Raw genomic sequence first — 16,256 nt, forward strand, 5'->3', positions numbered from 1 at the left:
TTTGTGGTGATTGTTTGATCAATGTAACAGTTTTGTTGTACACGAATCGAGCCAGCAGATTGTGCTGAAAAAAAATGCAAATGCTGGAAAATCTGTTAAGTCGGTACCAGGCTTAGTCTGCCCATAAAAAAGTGGGTCTGGATAAACACTCACCGACATGACGTCGGAATTACGGGAGCATCGCTATGACTGATATTGCGCAGTTGCTTGGCAAAGACGCCGACTGCCTTTTACAGCATCGTTGTATGACCATTCCAGCCGACCAGCTTTATCTGCCCGGCCACGACTACGTTGATCGCGTGATGGTGGATAACAACCGTCCACCGGCCGTGCTGCGAAATATGCAGACGCTCTATAATACCGGGCGGCTGGGCGGTACCGGGTATCTCTCGATTCTGCCGGTTGACCAGGGCGTTGAGCACTCGGCAGGCGCCTCCTTTGCAGCCAATCCGCTCTACTTTGATCCGAAGAACATTGTTGAGCTGGCGATTGAAGCAGGCTGTAACTGTGTGGCCTCTACCTATGGCGTGCTGGCGTCTGTTTCACGGCGTTATGCCCACCGCATTCCTTTCCTCGTCAAACTGAACCACAACGAGACGCTCAGCTACCCAACCGAATATGACCAGACCCTCTACGCCAGCGTGGAGCAGGCGTTCAATATGGGCGCAGTAGCGGTTGGGGCAACGATCTACTTCGGCTCTGAGCAGTCCCGTCGTCAGATTGAAGAGATTTCCGCCGCCTTTGAACGCGCCCATGAACTCGGGATGGTGACCGTGCTGTGGGCGTATCTGCGTAACTCCGCGTTTAAAAAAGACGGGGTGGACTACCACGTCTCAGCTGACCTGACCGGTCAGGCGAACCACCTGGCCGCAACCATTGGCGCTGACATCGTGAAGCAGAAAATGGCCGAGAATAACGGCGGCTATAAGGCGGTGAACTTCGGTTATACCGATGACCGTGTCTACAGCAAACTGACCAGCGATAACCCGATCGACCTGGTGCGCTACCAGCTGGCGAACTGCTACATGGGACGCGCCGGGCTGATTAACTCCGGCGGTGCGGCGGGTGGAGATACTGACCTGTCTGACGCGGTGCGCACGGCGGTTATCAACAAACGCGCAGGCGGTATGGGGCTGATACTTGGCCGTAAAGCGTTTAAGAAATCGATGGCTGACGGCGTGAAGCTGATCAATGCAGTTCAGGATGTTTATCTGGACAGCAAAGTGACGATCGCCTGACACCTCACTCTCCCTCTCCCTTTGGGAGAGGGCTGGGGTGAGGGGATTAGCGCAGAAGCACACAATCCGGCGGCAACCGGCACAGCAGCGCGCCGGGCAATACCTCTATGCGGAAATGCTCCCCGCTCAACGGTTCCCCATCCAGATTAAACGTCATCCCGTGCGGGGCATTCACTTCGAACCACGCGGATTTTCCGGCAATAATGTTTGGGCTCTCTTCGGGCTGCGTCAGCGTGGTAAATAGCGCGGGCAGTAGGCCGTCGCCGGTGAAAATACGCAGCTGAAGCTGACCGTCATTAATCAGCGCCTCCGGGCAAAGCTGCTGCCCGCCGCCTGCCTGACGACCGTTGCCAATGCCAATCACCAGCGCGTCTCCCTGCCACTGGAAATCCTCGCCGCGAATTTCACAGCGGTCAGGCTTGAGGGTGTCCATGCGCATCAGGCCGTGGATCAGATAAGAGACACCGCCCAGCGCCGCTTTGAGTTTTTCCGGCGTTTCGCTGGTGATCCGCGTGCCGAACCCGCCCGTCGCCATGTTGATAAAGCAGGTTTTGTCATTCACCTGCGCAATGTCCACGGCGGTAGCTTTGCCAAGGATCGCCAGTTGCAGGGCTTTACTCAACTCCTCCGGAATGCCAGCGCTGGTGGCAAAATCATTGGCGGTACCGAGCGGTAAAATGCCCATCACCGGACGGCCTTCGGTGGGCAGGTCGACAAGCGCAGAGGCGATCTCATTGATGGTGCCGTCGCCGCCGCCGGAGATAATGGTTTCGACACCCAACGTCAGGCCTTCATGGATATACCGTGCCGCGTCGCCTTTTTCCCACGTGACCCGTACATGGATCCGCGCCCCATCTTCCCGCAAATCAGTGATTGCCTGACGCAGCAGATCGTTGCCTGCACTTTTACCATTTAGAATCAATAAACTGTCTGGATAGGTTGCCATCCTCGCTGCTCCCTTTTTTAGCGTTAGTAAGAGTGTATAGCAGTGCGGAAAAAAGCGGGTAAGAACAGGACGAATCCAGTGAGTACACTGCCTTTCTAACTCATCACATACTCGCTATTTAATACCTTTTAAATCACATACGATTTTATTTAATTTAACGAAGTTAGTGATACCTACTATTATCAAGCCACCTATTGCTGTCAGTGCGACTACGAGCGCAGCGAGAACTTTTTTTCCAGTTGATTCAGATTCAATTGCATCCTGCAATTCTGTTCGTAGGTCAAGGTCATCAGTTGTGATATAAATACATGCATCTTTAAGATGCTGAATGGATTTTTCATCTTGGATGATTTTAAGACATTGAAGTTTGTTCCAGGAGTTATTATTCTTTTTATCATATACCCGGTGTTTAGAAATATATAATTTTTCTGTATCGCTGACATTGTATGTTACATAACCTGCTTTCATGTACGGCGCATCGTAGAGGATGCTACAAGCGGTAAAAATGAACAGAACACCGAAAAAAGTCGTGCTAACAGACTCCAGACGCATCGTTCTCTTGACTCCCACTGCGCCAAACCACCCTGTAAAACGCAATGTTGAACGTTCAATTATTCCTTCGCTTAGAGCCTTAGAAATTAATTTTGCATCATCAGCAGAGGCAACTCTCACGCCATTCTTTAACCTGAATAATTGCTGATTATAAAGCATCTCGTCGTACTCGACATATTCTTTATCAGAGTATTTAATGCGGAATAATTTTAGAATGAGTCCAGTAAAGAAACTGATGCTTGGTGATTTCATAAAAAATAATATCGCCAAAAAGAACGCTATATAAATTTTGTACTCACCAAATGCTTCGAAAATATAGTTATTCATCACTCAGGGTCCTTTTGATAAGTTCAATTGAAAATCATTAATCAACGTACATGGATTTCATATCCAGAGTATCAAACCACTCCAGAGGCCATGGGAGTTTTTTGTCTACGACCCAGCAGGCACGCAGGCGAGACTTGGTATAGAAAAAAATAAGCCCACGTAAGGGAGATTACGCGGGCTAAGGAGGTGGTTCCTGGTACAGCTAGCATTTATGGGTTATGTTTTTCAGCGCTGGGGATAATACCCGTATTGAACGAAGCGGTATGTGATCCGATTCTAAGAATTTTCCCGGCGCGAAAAAATTTCCCTGGTTGACTATTTACTATGCGGATTTCGGGTGCTTTCACCGTTGAAATTGCGCATCAGCAGGGCAAACTCCAGCTCTACCTCTTCCGGTACCGGCAGCCAGACGGTATGACCATTGCCCGGCGCAACCTCAATCGCTTCGCCTTTGCCGTTCTCCAGGTGTTCCAGCGTGAAGTTCATGTTGCCCTGCGGGGTCATCAGCTCCAGGCTGTCGCCTTTGGTGAACTTGTTTTTCACCGCCACGGCGGCCAGCGTATCTTTGCGCTCGCCGGTAAAATCGCCGACAAACTGCTGACGCTCGGACACAGAATAGCCGTGCTCGTAGTTCTGGTAGTCGTCATGGGTATGACGACGCAGGAAACCTTCGGTATAGCCGCGGTGCGCCAGACCTTCCAGAGTTTCCAGCAGGCTGGTGTCGAACGGTTTACCGGCTGCCGCGTCGTCAATCGCTTTGCGGTACACCTGTGCGGTACGCGCGCAGTAGTAATAGGATTTGGTGCGGCCCTCAATTTTCAGGGAGTGCACGCCCATCTGGGTCAGACGTTCAACGTGGGCGACGGCGCGCAGATCTTTTGAGTTCATGATGTACGTGCCATGCTCGTCTTCAAAGGCGGTCATGTACTCGCCCGGACGTTTGGCCTCTTCAATCATAAACACGCTGTCGGTTGGCGCGCCGATGCCCAGCGTAGGCTCAACGTTCATAACCGGGATTGGCTCATGCTTGTGGACGATATTACCGATATCGTCCTCTTTGCCTTCCTGGACATTATATTCCCAGCGGCAGGCGTTGGTGCAGGTGCCCTGGTTCGGGTCGCGCTTGTTGATGTAACCGGAGAGCAGGCAACGCCCGGAGTAGGCCATGCACAGCGCACCGTGAACGAAAATTTCGATTTCCATATCCGGCACCTGGGTGCGGATCTCTTCAATCTCGTCGAGGGAAAGTTCACGCGACAGAATGACGCGGGTCAGCCCCATCTGTTTCCAGAATTTGACCGTCGCCCAGTTCACGGCGTTAGCCTGCACGGAGAGGTGAATATCCATCTCCGGGAAGTTCTCCCGAACCAGCATGATTAAACCCGGATCTGACATGATCAGCGCGTCCGGCCCCATATCCACCACCGGCTTCAGGTCACGGATGAACGTCTTCAGCTTGGCGTTGTGCGGCGCGATGTTAACCACCACGTAGAATTTTTTGCCCAGGGCATGCGCTTCGTTGATGCCGAGCTGCAGATTCTCGTGGTTGAATTCGTTGTTGCGCACGCGCAGCGAGTAGCGCGGCTGGCCCGCGTAGACGGCGTCGGCACCATAGGCGAAAGCGTAACGCATATTTTGCAGCGTTCCCGCCGGGGAAAGGAGTTCCGGTTTAAACATGTTTATTCTCGTTCTGATGACAGGTCAGATCCGCGTGCACCAGGTGCAGCGGTAAGGGGAGATCCCCCACTTTAAGGGCGGGCATTGTAGCGCCGCGGGGCAGGGAGGTAAAGCTTTGCCCCTCACCCCTTTGTGGAGTGGGTTAGGGTGAGGGGGCGTTTAGCTATGCAATCCTGCACGCATCCGCTTCCCAGCGGTATCCCACGCCATACACCGCGCGAATAAATGACTGTTCGGCGTCGAGCGCCTCCAGCTTACGGCGCAGGTTTTTGATGTGGCTGTCGATGGTGCGGTCTGTCACCACGCGGTAATCGTCATACAGGTGGTTGAGCAGCTGCTCGCGAGAGAACACTTTCCCCGGCTCGTGGGAAAGGGTTTTCAGCAGGCGGAACTCAGCAGGCGTGAGATCGAGAAGCTTGCTGCGCCAGCTGGCCTGGAAGCGGCTCTCATCAACAATCAGCGGGCTTTCGGCGTCCAGCACCTGAAGCTCGCGCTGCGGTTTACAGCGGCGCAGAATGGTTTTCACGCGGGCGACCACTTCACGCGGGCTGTAGGGTTTGCAGATGTAATCGTCCGCGCCAATTTCGAGTCCCAGCAGGCGGTCGATCTCTTCGATTTTTGCCGTCACCATGACGATCGGCACGTCGGAGAAGCGACGAATTTCCCGGCACAGGGTCAGGCCATCGGTGCCGGGGAGCATCAGATCCAGCAGGATCAGATCCGGCGGCGTCTGGCGCACGTACGGTAACACCTGATCGCCATGGCTGATAAGCGACGGGGCGTAGCTGGCCGCACGTAAATAGTCGATCAGTAACTGCCCAAGCTTAGGCTCGTCTTCCACAATCAAAATGCGTGGCGTGTTTTCGTCAATCGGTAATTCGGTCATGCTTCTCTCGATAAATCCCGTTCCAGCGGTAACTCTACTGTAATGCTAACCCCGCCAAAAGGCGAATGGGCGGCACGCAGGGTGCCATTGTGCGCCTCGACGATATTAACGCAAATCGCCAGTCCCAGCCCGGAGCCGCCGCTGGCACGGTTGCGGGAGCCTTCGGTGCGATAAAAACGTTCAAACAGTTTTTCCAGCTGCGCATCCTGCACGCCGGGAGCGGAGTCGGCAAAGGTGAGGGCGAAGCGGCTGTTTTCCTGTTTGCCGGAGATGTGTAGTCCGCCACCGCTGTCGGTGTATCGCAGGCTGTTTTCCAGCAGGTTGTTGAAGAGCTGCATCAGACGATCTTTATCGCCAAACACCACCGCGCTGTCCGGCAGGGAGAGGTCAATGGTCAGGTTGCGGCTGGCAAAACGTTCGCGGAAAGCCCCACTGATAACCTCCAGAATGTTGATTACGTCCACCGGTGCTTTCTGATAGGCCAGCGCCCCTTCGTCTGACATGGAGAGCTGGTGCAGATCGTCTACCAGTTTGGTCAGCGTACCCACTTCCGCCTGCAGCGAGGCCACGGATTCGGGCGTGAACTTGCGTACGCCGTCCTGAATGGCCTCCAGTTCGCCGCGCAGCACTGCCAGCGGGGTGCGCAGCTCGTGTGAAATATCGGCCATAAAATCGCGCCGCATCTGCTGGTTTTTCTCCAGCGTACTGGCGAGCTGGTTAAAATCCTGAGCCAGCTTGCCCAGCTCATCCTGGCTGCGCGTGTCCACGCGGGTGGAGAAATCCCCGGCGGCCAGTTTATGCGTACCTTCCACCAGCCTTTTCACCGGGGCGAGCAGGCCCCGCGCCAGCGGGAAGGTGGCAAGCGCGGCCAGCAGCGTGGAGAGGATGACGATCAGCCAACTGGCCCGGCGCTGCTGACGATCGAAGTTGATATCGGTGTTGCGCGTCAGGCGTTCCACTGGCGAGGCGATAACCCAGCCGACGGTAGCGTTATTCACTTTGATTGCCCGCCGGGTGCCGTCCGGGGGGATGGGCGCACGAGGGCCAACCAGCGTGCGCATATCCTGGTCGATCACCCAGAACTGGGTGCGCCAGCCGTGGGGCGGCATGCCCGGGCCGGGGCGGTCATCGCCGCTATCGTGCTCCAGCGAGCGCAGGATCTGGAAGATAAAACGGTCATTGTTGCGCAAAAAACGCCAGTTCCCGTGCTGGGCATACTGCTCGCTCAGTGCATCGCTCAAACCCTGCAGGCGCTGCTCATTACCATGCTTAATGTAATCGATAAAACCGCGCTCAAAGCTGAGCCGTACGGCCCAGTGCATGGTGATCAGCAGGACAATACAGGTGGCAAAAATTGCCAGAAAGAGCTTACCGGTAATGCCCGGACGCCAGAATTTCATGATCCACTCCTTTTACTGCGCCGGATAACGACGTTCTTACGGGTATCATCCGGCACACGGGCGAAGATGAAAGCGGGCAGGGCGATGATAACCGCCATGCTGAGATACGTGTATAAAAAGACCTGATGCGCCACCGGCGTGTCGACGCTGAGATGGTGCTGACCGTACATGCCGAGCAGTAAACCGGCAATGGTGACCCCCACGCTCATGGAGAGCTGCATGATCATCGACAGCAAACTGTTGCCGCTGCTTGCCAGTTCGTCCGGCAGATCCTTCAGCGTCAGGGTGTTCATCGACGAGAAGCGCATGGAGTTAATAATGCCCTGGCAGAACAGCACCAGCGGCAGGGCGTAGTACCAGCCCATCAGCGCTACGGCCATAAACAGCAGGCTGACCAGTGCCAGCCCCAGCGTGGCGGTGACCAGCACGTGGCGATAGCCAAAGCGGTTAACCACCTGCACCACAATGCGCTTCATTCCCATGCTGCCCAGCACCATCGGGATCATCATCAGCCCCGCGTGAAACGGTGAAAAGCCCATACCGATTTGCAGGAACACGGGTGTCATAAACGGCAGCATGCCGCTGCCCACGCGCCCCGCAAAACTTCCGAACAGGCCAAGCCGGTAGGTAGGGTTTTTAAACAGCGTCAGGCTGAACAGCGCCCGGTCGTTTCCTCTGGCATGCCACAGATACCACAAAATGGCGCTCATCCCGATAACGATCAGAATGGCGAGCGTCAGTGAGGAGATTCCCAGCCCTTTTTGCCCGTCGAGAGCGAGGGTCAGCGTCGCCATACCGGTGGCGAGCAACAGAAAACCGACTACATCAAAGCGCCGCGTCTGCAGGGTGTAGTTGGGCATCAACGCCAGGGTGGCGATAGCACCAATAATACCCACCGGCAGGTTGATGAGGAAAATCCAGTGCCAGGAGGCATATTCCACGAGTATCCCGCCCAGCGCCGGACCAAGCACGGACCCACCTGGCCTGGTAAGGTCACAAAAGTCATTGCCGCCATATACTGCTCGCGCGGGACGATCTTCATCACCGTCAGCCGCCCGACCGGCACCATCATGGCTCCGCCAACGCCCTGCAGAACGCGTGCCATCACCAGTTGATCCAGCGTATTCGCCATCGCGCAACACAGCGACCCCGCGGTAAACAGCACGATAGCGGTGAAGAGGATATTGCGCACCCCCACTTTGTCCGCCAGCCAGCCGCTGGCAGGGAGCATCACGGCAACGGTCAGCACATAGGAGACAATCACCATATGCATGTGCAGCGGGCTCTCCCCCAGGCTTTTTGCCATTGAGGGGAGGGCGGTATTGACGATGGTGGTATCCAGCGACTGCATAAAAAAGCCGAAGGCCACTATCCATAATTGCCAGCGAACGTTACTGGGAAGATCAGTCATTTACCCGGTCACCGTGGTTCTGTTTTTACGTGAAAAACGCAGCCGCAGGCGGTCAAAGAACAGATAGACCACCGGCGTGGTGTAGAGCGTCAGGAGCTGACTCATCACCAGCCCACCGACAATAGTGATCCCCAGCGGCTGGCGCAGCTCTGAACCATCGCCACCGGAGATCACCAGCGGCAGCGCGCCAAACAGCGCCGCCAGCGTGGTCATCATGATCGGACGAAAACGCAGCAGGCAGGCCTGGAAAATTGCCTCTTCTGGCGTCAGGTTGCCGTTACGCTGAGCCTCCAGCGCAAAATCCACCATCATGATGGCGTTTTTCTTCACAATACCAATTAACAGCATGATCCCGATTAAGGCGATGAGGCTAAAGGGCGCGCCAAACAGCTCCAGCGCCAGCAACGCCCCCACGCCTGCCGACGGCAGCGTCGAGAGAATGGTCAGCGGATGAACATAGCTCTCATACAGCACGCCAAGCACGATATAGACCGTGGCAATGGCCGCCAGAATCAAAATCACCTGCGAATTCATCGTCTCCTGGAAGACCTGTGCGGTCCCGGCAAAACTGCCGCGCACGGTCGAGGGCACGCCGAGCTGGGTCATGGCACGGTCGATGGCCTCGCTGGCCTCGGAAAGCGACGAGCCGGTGGGCAGGTTAAAGGAGATCGTGGACGCTGCCGACAACCCCTGATGGTTCACAGAGAGCGGCGCGTTAGCGGGCCGCCAGCTGGCGAAGTAAGAGAGCGGGATCGCTTTACCGTCGTTGTTAATGACAAACATTTTATCCAGCGCGCTGATGTCCTGGGTATAGCGCGGGTCCACTTCCATCACCACCTTGTACTGGTTCATTGGCTGATAGATGGTGGAAATCTCGCGCTGGCCAAAGGCGTTGTTCAGCAGACTGTTGGCGGCTTCAACGTTAATGCCCAGCCGCGACATGGTTTCACGATCGTAGGTCAACGCCATCTCTGCCCCGTTGTCCTGCTGATCGGAGTTAACGTCCGCCAGCTGCGGCAGGGCGGCCAGCGCTTTACGGATTTTGGGCTCCCACTCGCGCAGCGCGGCCAGATCGTCAGAGAGCAGGGTGTACTGGTAGCTGGCGTTCGCCTGACGTCCGCCCACGCGGATATCCTGAACGGCCATCAAAAACAGGTTGGCGCCTGGCTCTTTGGCGAGCTTCATTCGCAGCCGGTCTATCACCTGCTGCGCCGTTTCATTGCGCTCGCCGCGCGGCTTAAGGGTGATAAACATCATCCCGCTGTTAACGCGTGACCCGCCGGTAAAGCCGGTAACGTTATCCACCGCCCTGTCTTCGCGGATGATCTTCATAAAATCCTGCAGCTTGCCGCGCATCGCCTGGAAGGAAATACTCTGGTCAGCCTGGATGCCGCCCATCAGCACGCCGGTGTCCTGCTCCGGGAAGAAGGTTTTCGGGATGGAGATATACAGCCAGACGTTGAGCGCGATGGTGCCGACAAGCACCAGACCAACCAGCCGCGTGTGGTTGAGCACCCACTTCAGTGATTTTCCGTACCCTTCCTGCATTGCCAACAGGAAACGGCCAAACCCTTTACGACGCGGCTGCGAGTGCGGTTTGCTGCGCTTAAGCATCCAGCCGCACATCATTGGCGTGAGCGTTAGCGAGATAATCAGCGAGATGCCGATAGCCACCGAAAGGGTGACGGCAAATTCGCGCAGCAGTCGCCCCGGCAGCCCGCCCATCAACAGCAGCGGCAGGAAGACCGCCACCAGCGACAGGCTCATGGAGAGCACCGTAAAGCCCACTTCGCGCGTGCCCTGCAGGGCGGCCTGCAGCGGTTTTACCCCGGCTTCCAGATGGCGGGAAATATTCTCCAGCACCACGATGGCGTCATCCACCACAAAGCCGGTGGCGATGGTCAGCGCCATCAGCGACAGGTTGTTCAGGCTAAAGCCGCACAGGTACATGGCGGCGAAGGTACCAATCAGCGACACCGGTACCGCAACGGCGGGAATAAGCGTTGCGCGGCCCGAGCGCAGAAACAGGAACACCACCAGGATCACCAGCCCGACGGAGATCACCAGCGTCTGTTCCACCTCTTCAAGCGAGGCGCGAATGGTCGGCGAACGATCCTGGGCAATCTGCAGATCAATAGCGGCCGGAATGGTCTTCTGTAACTCCGGCAGACGCGCGCGAATGCTGTTTACCGTTTCAATAATATTGGCTTCCGGCAGCTTGCGGATCATCAGCAAGATGGCCGGTTTGGCGTTGGTCATCCCGGCGTTGCGCACGTCCTGCACCGAGTCGGTGACGCTGGCTACGTCGCTTAAACGTACCGCCGCGCCGTTATTGTAGTGGATGATGAGCGGCTGATATTCGGCGGCGGTTTTGAGCTCGTCGTTGGTCTGGATCTGCCAGCGGTGGCTGTTGCTCTCTATCGCCCCCTGCGGCCTGCGCACGTTGGCGCTGCTGATGGCGGAGCGCACGTCATCCAACGACACGCCCTGGTTAAACAGCGCCTGCGGGTTCAGGCCGACGCGCACGGCGGGCAGGGAGCTACCGCCAACGCTCACGTCACCCACGCCGTTTATTTGTGAGATCGTCTGCGCCAACTGGGTCGACGCAAAGTCGTAGAGCTGCCCCTGGGAATAGGTATCCGAGGTCAGCGTCAGGATCATGATCGGCGCGTCGGACGGGTTGGCTTTACGGTAGGTCGGGCGGCTTGGCATTCCGCTCGGCAGCAGGCTTTGCGCGGCGTTGATGGCGGCCTGCACGTCGCGCGCCGCACCGTTAATATCCCGGTCGAAGCTGAACTCCAGAATGATGCGCGTGCTGCCGAGCGAGCTGCTGGAGGTCATCTCGTTGACCCCCGCAATTCGCCCGAGCGAGCGTTCCAGTGGCGTGGCAACCGACGAGGCCATGGTCTCCGGCGACGCGCCCGGCAGCGATGCGCTGACCATGATCACCGGAAAATCCACCTGCGGCAGGGGGGCCACCGGCAGCAGGCGGAAGCCCAGCACGCCGCACAGCGTAATGGCGAGCGAGATTAAAATCGTCGCCACCGGGCGGTAAATGAAGAGGGCGAAAAACTTCACTTACGCCTCCTCTTCACGTTTCGGGAAGCGGCTTTTAGTCCACAGGGCCAGTTGGTCAAACAGCAGGTAAATCACCGGCGTGGTGAACAGCGTCAGCACCTGGCTCACCAACAGGCCGCCGACCATGCCGATACCCAGCGGACGACGCAGCTCCGCACCGACGCCGGTGCTGAGCATCAGCGGCAGCGCGCCCAGCAGGGCCGCGAGCGTGGTCATCAGGATCGGACGAAAACGCAACAGACAGGCCTGGAAGATGGCGTCTCGCGGCGACATGCCCTGCTCGCGCTCGGCGGCAAGGGCGAAGTCGATCATCATGATGGCGTTTTTCTTCACGATCCCGATAAGCAGAATGATGCCGATAATGGCGATGACGTCCAGTTCGCTGCCCGCCAGCATCAGGGCCAGTAGCGCACCCACCCCGGCGGTCGGCAGGGTGGAGAGGATGGTGATTGGGTGGATAAAGCTTTCGTACAGCACCCCGAGGACGATGTACATCGCCACCACCGCAGCCACGATCAGCCAGATGGTATTGCCCAGCGCAGCCTGGAACGCCAGGGTGCTGCCCTGGAACTGGGTCTGAATATCAGACGGGAAGTTGAGTTCTTTCTCCGCGCCCAGAATGGCCTCGACCGCTTCACCCAGCGAATAGTTGTCCGGTACGTTGAACGAGATGGTGGTGGACGGGAACTGATCGAGATGGTTAATCGACAGCGGCGTATAACGCTCCTCTACGCTGGCTATGGCGCTTAACGGCACAATACCACCGTCTTTGCTGGTCAGGCGCACCGAGTCCAGCGCGGCCAGGCCGGGCGTGTTATCGGTGTTGTGTTCCAGCACCACGCGATACTGATTCGCCTGGGTATAAATGGTGGAGATGAGGCGCTGACCAAAGGCGTTATAGAGCGCGTTGTCCACGTCGGACATGGTGATGCCCAGCCGGCTGGCAGTATCGCGATTGACGTTCACATATGCCGCCAGCCCTTTGTCCTGCCAGTCGCTGCTGACGTCAGAAAGCTGCGGCAGCGCCTTGAGTTTGTTGACCAGTTGCGGTACCCACGTGCTCAGCGCATCAAGGCTGGTCGCCTGAAGCGTGAACTGGTACTGCGTGCGGCTGACCTGGGTATCGATGGTCAAATCCTGAATTGGCTGCAGGTAAAGTTCAATCCCCGGCACGCGCGCCACGGCAGTTTGCAGCCGCTCAATGACGGCGTTGACCCGATCGTCGCGGTCATCCAGCGGCTTGAGGTTGATTTGCAGACGCGCACTGTTCAGCGACGGGTTGGTGCCATCGACGCCCACGTACGCGGTCAGGCTTTCCACCGCCGGATCTTTCATGATGATGTCAGAGACCTGCTGCTGACGCTGCGCCATACTGGCGAAGGAGACCGACTGGGGCGCCTGAAGCGTGCCCTGAATAATGCCGTTGTCCTGGATGGGGAAAAAGCCTTTCGGGATAACGATCCACAGCATGACGCTGAGTGCCAGCGTGCCGAGTGCCACGCCGAGCGTCGCCCACGGGTGGTTAAGCACTTTTGCCAGCACCCGGCCGTAAGCGGCAATGATCCGTTCGAACATCCGCTCAGAGGCGCGAGAGAAACGGTTTTGCTTGCGCAGGGATTCATGGCTCAGCATGCGGGCGCACATCATTGGCGTCAGGGTCAGCGACACCACGGCAGAGATCAGAATGGCGACCGCCAGCGTGACGGCAAACTCGCGGAACAGTCGCCCGACGATATCGCCCATAAACAGCAGCGGGATCAGCACCGCAATCAGCGAGAAGGTCAGCGAGATAATGGTAAATCCGATCTCGCCCGCACCTTTCAGCGCAGCGGCCAGCGGTTTTTCGCCTTTCTCGATATAGCGCGAGATGTTCTCGATCACAACGATGGCATCATCCACCACGAAGCCGGTGGCGATGGTGAGCGCCATCAGCGTCAGGTTGTTGATCGAAAAATCGAGGAACACCATCACGGCAAATGTTCCCACCAGCGAGAGCGGCACGGCAACGGCGGGAATGATGGTTGCCGGTACGTTGCGCAGGAACAGATAGATGATCATCACCACCAGCGCAATCGCCAGCATCAGCTCAAACTGGGTATCGGTAACCGACGCGCGAATGTTGGTGGTGCGGTCGGAAAGCACCTTCACCGTGACCGATTTTGGCAGGCTTTCAATAAGCTGCGGGAGCATGGTGCGAATGCTGTCGGCGGTTTCAATGATGTTAGCGCTCGGCTGGCGCTGCACGTTCATCACAATCGCCTGCTGTTTGTTGGCCCACGCACCCAGCCAGCTGTTTTCCGCGCCTTGTTCAACGGTGGCGACGTCACCCAGACGTACCGGCGCACCGTTCTGGTAGGCAATAATCAGCTGACGGTACTCATCGGCAGACTGCATCTGATCGTTGGCCGAGAGCGTCACGGCGCGGGTGGGGCCGTCCAGCGAGCCTTTCGCCGAGTTGACGTTGGCGTTGCTGATGGCGGTGCGGATGGTTTCGCTGGTCAGCCCCAGCGCAGCGATGGCCTGCGCATTAAGCTTCACGCGCACCGCCGGGCGTTGTCCGCCCGCCAGCGTTACCAGCCCGACGCCGGAGACCTGGGAAATTTTCTGCGCCACGCGGGTTTCGACCATGTCTTCCACCTGCGTCATTGGCATGGCGGAAGAGGTGACAGCAAGGGTCATGATCGGCGGATCCGCCGGGTTTACTTTGCTGTAGACCGGCGGGTTAGGCAGGTCTGACGGCAGCAGGTTGGTGGCGGCGTTGATCGCAGCCTGCACCTCCTGCTCGGCCACGTCCAGCGACAGCGAGAGCTGGAACTGCAGCGTTACCACCGACGCCCCACCGGAGCTTTGCGATGACATCTGTTTCAGGCCCGACATCTGACCAAACTGGCGTTCCAGCGGAGCGGTAATGGCGGAGGTCACCACATCCGGGCTGGCGCCAGGATAGAGGGTAACGACCTGAATGGTGGGGTAATCCACTTCCGGCAGCGCCGAGACGGGCAGGAAGCGATAGCCAATAATCCCGGCGAGCAGGATCGCCACCATCAGCAGCGTGGTGGCAACAGGGCGCAGAATAAACAGGCGTGATGGCCCACCTGTTGCGCCTGGCGGCATGACCTGCATCAGGAGTTCGCTCCCTGTTTCGCGGGTTCAACCACTTCGACTTTGGCGCCTTCGGTCAGACGATCGATACCGTCCGTCACCACGCGGTCGCCCGCAGAGAGTCCGGCGCTGATCACAACCGTCTGGCTGTCCTGAATCCCGGTTTTCACCAGGTGCTTGCTGACTTTATTGTCGCTGTTCAGCACCCAGACGAAGTTACCTTCGTTGCCCATCTGCAGCGCGGCGGTGGGGATCACCACCGCGTTTTCTTCCGTCGCCACCAGCATGCGTGCGTTTACAAACTGATTCGGGAAGAGGGCGTCGTCCTGGTTGTTAAAGCGTGCTTTCAGCTTGATGGTGCCGGTGGTGGTGTCGATCTGGTTATCCAGGCTAAGCAAAGAACCTTCGCTCAATTTCTGCTTGTTGGTACGGTCCCAGGCTTCCACCACCAGCCCCTTTCCGGCTTTCTGCGCCTGCACCACCGTCGCAATTTCGCTTTCCGGCAGGGTGAAGACTAAATCAATCGGGTGGGTCTGGGTTATGACCACGATGCCCGTGGTATCTCCGCTTGAGATTTGGTTGCCGATATCGACCTGCTTGAGGCCAACGCGCCCGTCAATTGGCGCGGTGATGCGGCTCCAGTCAAGCTGCAGCTGTGCGCTGGCCACCGCGGCTTCGTCAGCTTTGATGGTGCCCTGGGTTTCGCTGACCAGCGATTGCTGCGTGTCCAGCTCCTGACGAGAGACCAGATTGGTTTTCACCAGCTGCTGATAGCGCGCCAGATCGCGCCGGGCGTTAGCGAGCGTGGCTTTGTCTTTGGCAAGCTGCCCCTGAGCCTGGGCAAGGGCGACTTTGAACTGGCTTGGGTCGATCTCGGCCAGTAAATCGCCAGCTTTCACCTGCTGACCTTCCTGGAAGTGGATCGCCATGAGCTGACCGTCGACGCGGCTGCGTACCGTAACGGTGTTGGCGGCGGTAATGGTCCCCAGGCCTGTGAGATAGCGAGGAACGGCTTTATTCACCGCAGTGGCCGCCTGAACCGGTGCCAGCGCGCCGCCGCGCATACCGTGACGTCCCCCGCCCGCAGGGCGTTTTGACTGACTGCTGGCCCCTGCCGGAGTAGAAGGCTCGGCGGATTGAGTGTGCCAGTACCAGGCGGCGGCAAGGACCACCACAATGATGCCTGCGGCGATTGCCCAGCGGGATTTATGACTGCCTTTCATCGTTATACGTTCTCATCCTGAAACACTTCGGGGAATGATACTAGTTTAGTCAGGTCAGTCGGCAGAAAAATGGAGGAAATATGGAAGACTGTCGGGAATTGTCTGAATGGCGGAGAGGGCAATGTGACACCATGTGCACGGGCATAAGATGCTATCTCATCGCTTTGAGTGAAAGCGGCGAAGAACAGCAACACGTTGTGATAAATGCGCGAAATAAACCGTATCATTCGAATACCAGGATTTTTATATTATTCGCGGAATATTCTTATTTTTATAAATAACCACAAAAATAATGAATTTCTCGTGCGTTATTACTTTTAGGTTGCGTATAAGAACTGTATCTTATACACATCACAGAGCCCACGAGACAAGAGGCAATACCGTAAGACGTCTTCTGCTTGAAAAAAAAAACAAAA

At 57.1% G+C, this 16,256-nt stretch carries 9 protein-coding genes and 1 pseudogene; 1 reads left to right on the top strand and 9 read right to left on the bottom strand.

Going from position 1 to position 16,256, the window contains the following annotated elements:
• The first annotated feature begins 185 nt into the window (after window positions 1-185).
• Window positions 186-1,238: a class I fructose-bisphosphate aldolase gene (gene fbaB / locus APU11_RS14470; protein ID WP_060578590.1), complete on the top strand. Its 1,053-nt coding sequence runs from the start codon at window positions 186-188 to the stop codon at window positions 1,236-1,238.
• A gap of 46 nt (window positions 1,239-1,284) precedes the next feature.
• Here the strand turns inward: fbaB and yegS are convergent, their stop codons facing one another.
• From yegS to APU11_RS14515, 9 genes and pseudogenes are all read right to left on the bottom strand, one after another.
• Window positions 1,285-2,184, bottom strand: a complete 900-nt coding sequence (gene yegS, locus APU11_RS14475) for a lipid kinase YegS (RefSeq protein ID WP_058651730.1) — start codon at window positions 2,182-2,184, stop codon at window positions 1,285-1,287.
• Window positions 2,185-2,298: 114 nt separating this feature from the next.
• Window positions 2,299-3,063: a hypothetical protein gene (locus tag APU11_RS14480; protein ID WP_047351622.1), complete on the bottom strand. Its 765-nt coding sequence runs from the start codon at window positions 3,061-3,063 to the stop codon at window positions 2,299-2,301.
• Between the two features lie 315 nt (window positions 3,064-3,378).
• On the bottom strand, window positions 3,379-4,740 hold the full coding sequence (gene yegQ / locus APU11_RS14485; protein ID WP_058651729.1) for a tRNA 5-hydroxyuridine modification protein YegQ: 1,362 nt from the start codon (window positions 4,738-4,740) through the stop codon (window positions 3,379-3,381).
• A 163-nt stretch (window positions 4,741-4,903) separates the two neighbouring features.
• Window positions 4,904-5,626 carry a two-component system response regulator BaeR gene (gene baeR, locus APU11_RS14490; protein WP_013097904.1) on the bottom strand — a complete coding sequence of 241 codons (723 nt, stop codon included), beginning with the start codon at window positions 5,624-5,626 and terminating at the stop codon, window positions 4,904-4,906.
• A complete protein-coding gene (gene baeS, locus APU11_RS14495) occupies window positions 5,623-7,026 on the bottom strand; it encodes a two-component system sensor histidine kinase BaeS (RefSeq protein WP_058651728.1) in 1,404 nt (467 codons plus the stop codon). Before baeS ends, baeR begins: the two co-directional genes overlap by 4 nt.
• Window positions 7,023-8,437, bottom strand: a pseudogene (locus APU11_RS14500) (MFS transporter). The gene baeS and the pseudogene APU11_RS14500 overlap by 4 nt, the downstream one beginning before the upstream one ends.
• A complete protein-coding gene (mdtC, locus tag APU11_RS14505; protein WP_045903328.1) occupies window positions 8,438-11,515 on the bottom strand; it encodes a multidrug efflux RND transporter permease subunit MdtC in 3,078 nt (1,025 codons plus the stop codon).
• Complete coding sequence (locus APU11_RS14510; RefSeq protein ID WP_060578592.1) at window positions 11,516-14,638, bottom strand: MdtB/MuxB family multidrug efflux RND transporter permease subunit; 3,123 nt, start codon at window positions 14,636-14,638, stop codon at window positions 11,516-11,518.
• A complete protein-coding gene (locus APU11_RS14515; RefSeq protein ID WP_013097899.1) occupies window positions 14,638-15,840 on the bottom strand; it encodes an MdtA/MuxA family multidrug efflux RND transporter periplasmic adaptor subunit in 1,203 nt (400 codons plus the stop codon). The genes APU11_RS14510 and APU11_RS14515 overlap by 1 nt, the downstream gene beginning before the upstream one ends.
• Between the last annotated feature and the right edge of the window lie 416 nt (window positions 15,841-16,256).

This window comes from Enterobacter sp. 50793107 (assembly GCF_001463365.1).
Taxonomy (GTDB): Bacteria; Pseudomonadota; Gammaproteobacteria; order Enterobacterales; family Enterobacteriaceae; genus Enterobacter; species Enterobacter cloacae.

What these genes read in the sequence shown, in the direction of transcription:
- baeS (WP_058651728.1), bottom strand. Translation starts at nt 7,026, where the DNA reads ATGAAATTCTGGCGTCCGGGCATTACCGGTAAGCTCTTTCTGGCAATT.
- yegQ (WP_058651729.1), bottom strand. Translation starts at nt 4,740, where the DNA reads ATGTTTAAACCGGAACTCCTTTCCCCGGCGGGAACGCTGCAAAATATG.
- APU11_RS14480 (WP_047351622.1), bottom strand. Translation starts at nt 3,063, where the DNA reads ATGAATAACTATATTTTCGAAGCATTTGGTGAGTACAAAATTTATATA.
- baeR (WP_013097904.1), bottom strand. Translation starts at nt 5,626, where the DNA reads ATGACCGAATTACCGATTGACGAAAACACGCCACGCATTTTGATTGTG.
- APU11_RS14515 (WP_013097899.1), bottom strand. Translation starts at nt 15,840, where the DNA reads ATGAAAGGCAGTCATAAATCCCGCTGGGCAATCGCCGCAGGCATCATT.
- fbaB (WP_060578590.1), top strand. Translation starts at nt 186, where the DNA reads ATGACTGATATTGCGCAGTTGCTTGGCAAAGACGCCGACTGCCTTTTA.
- APU11_RS14510 (WP_060578592.1), bottom strand. Translation starts at nt 14,638, where the DNA reads ATGCAGGTCATGCCGCCAGGCGCAACAGGTGGGCCATCACGCCTGTTT.
- yegS (WP_058651730.1), bottom strand. Translation starts at nt 2,184, where the DNA reads ATGGCAACCTATCCAGACAGTTTATTGATTCTAAATGGTAAAAGTGCA.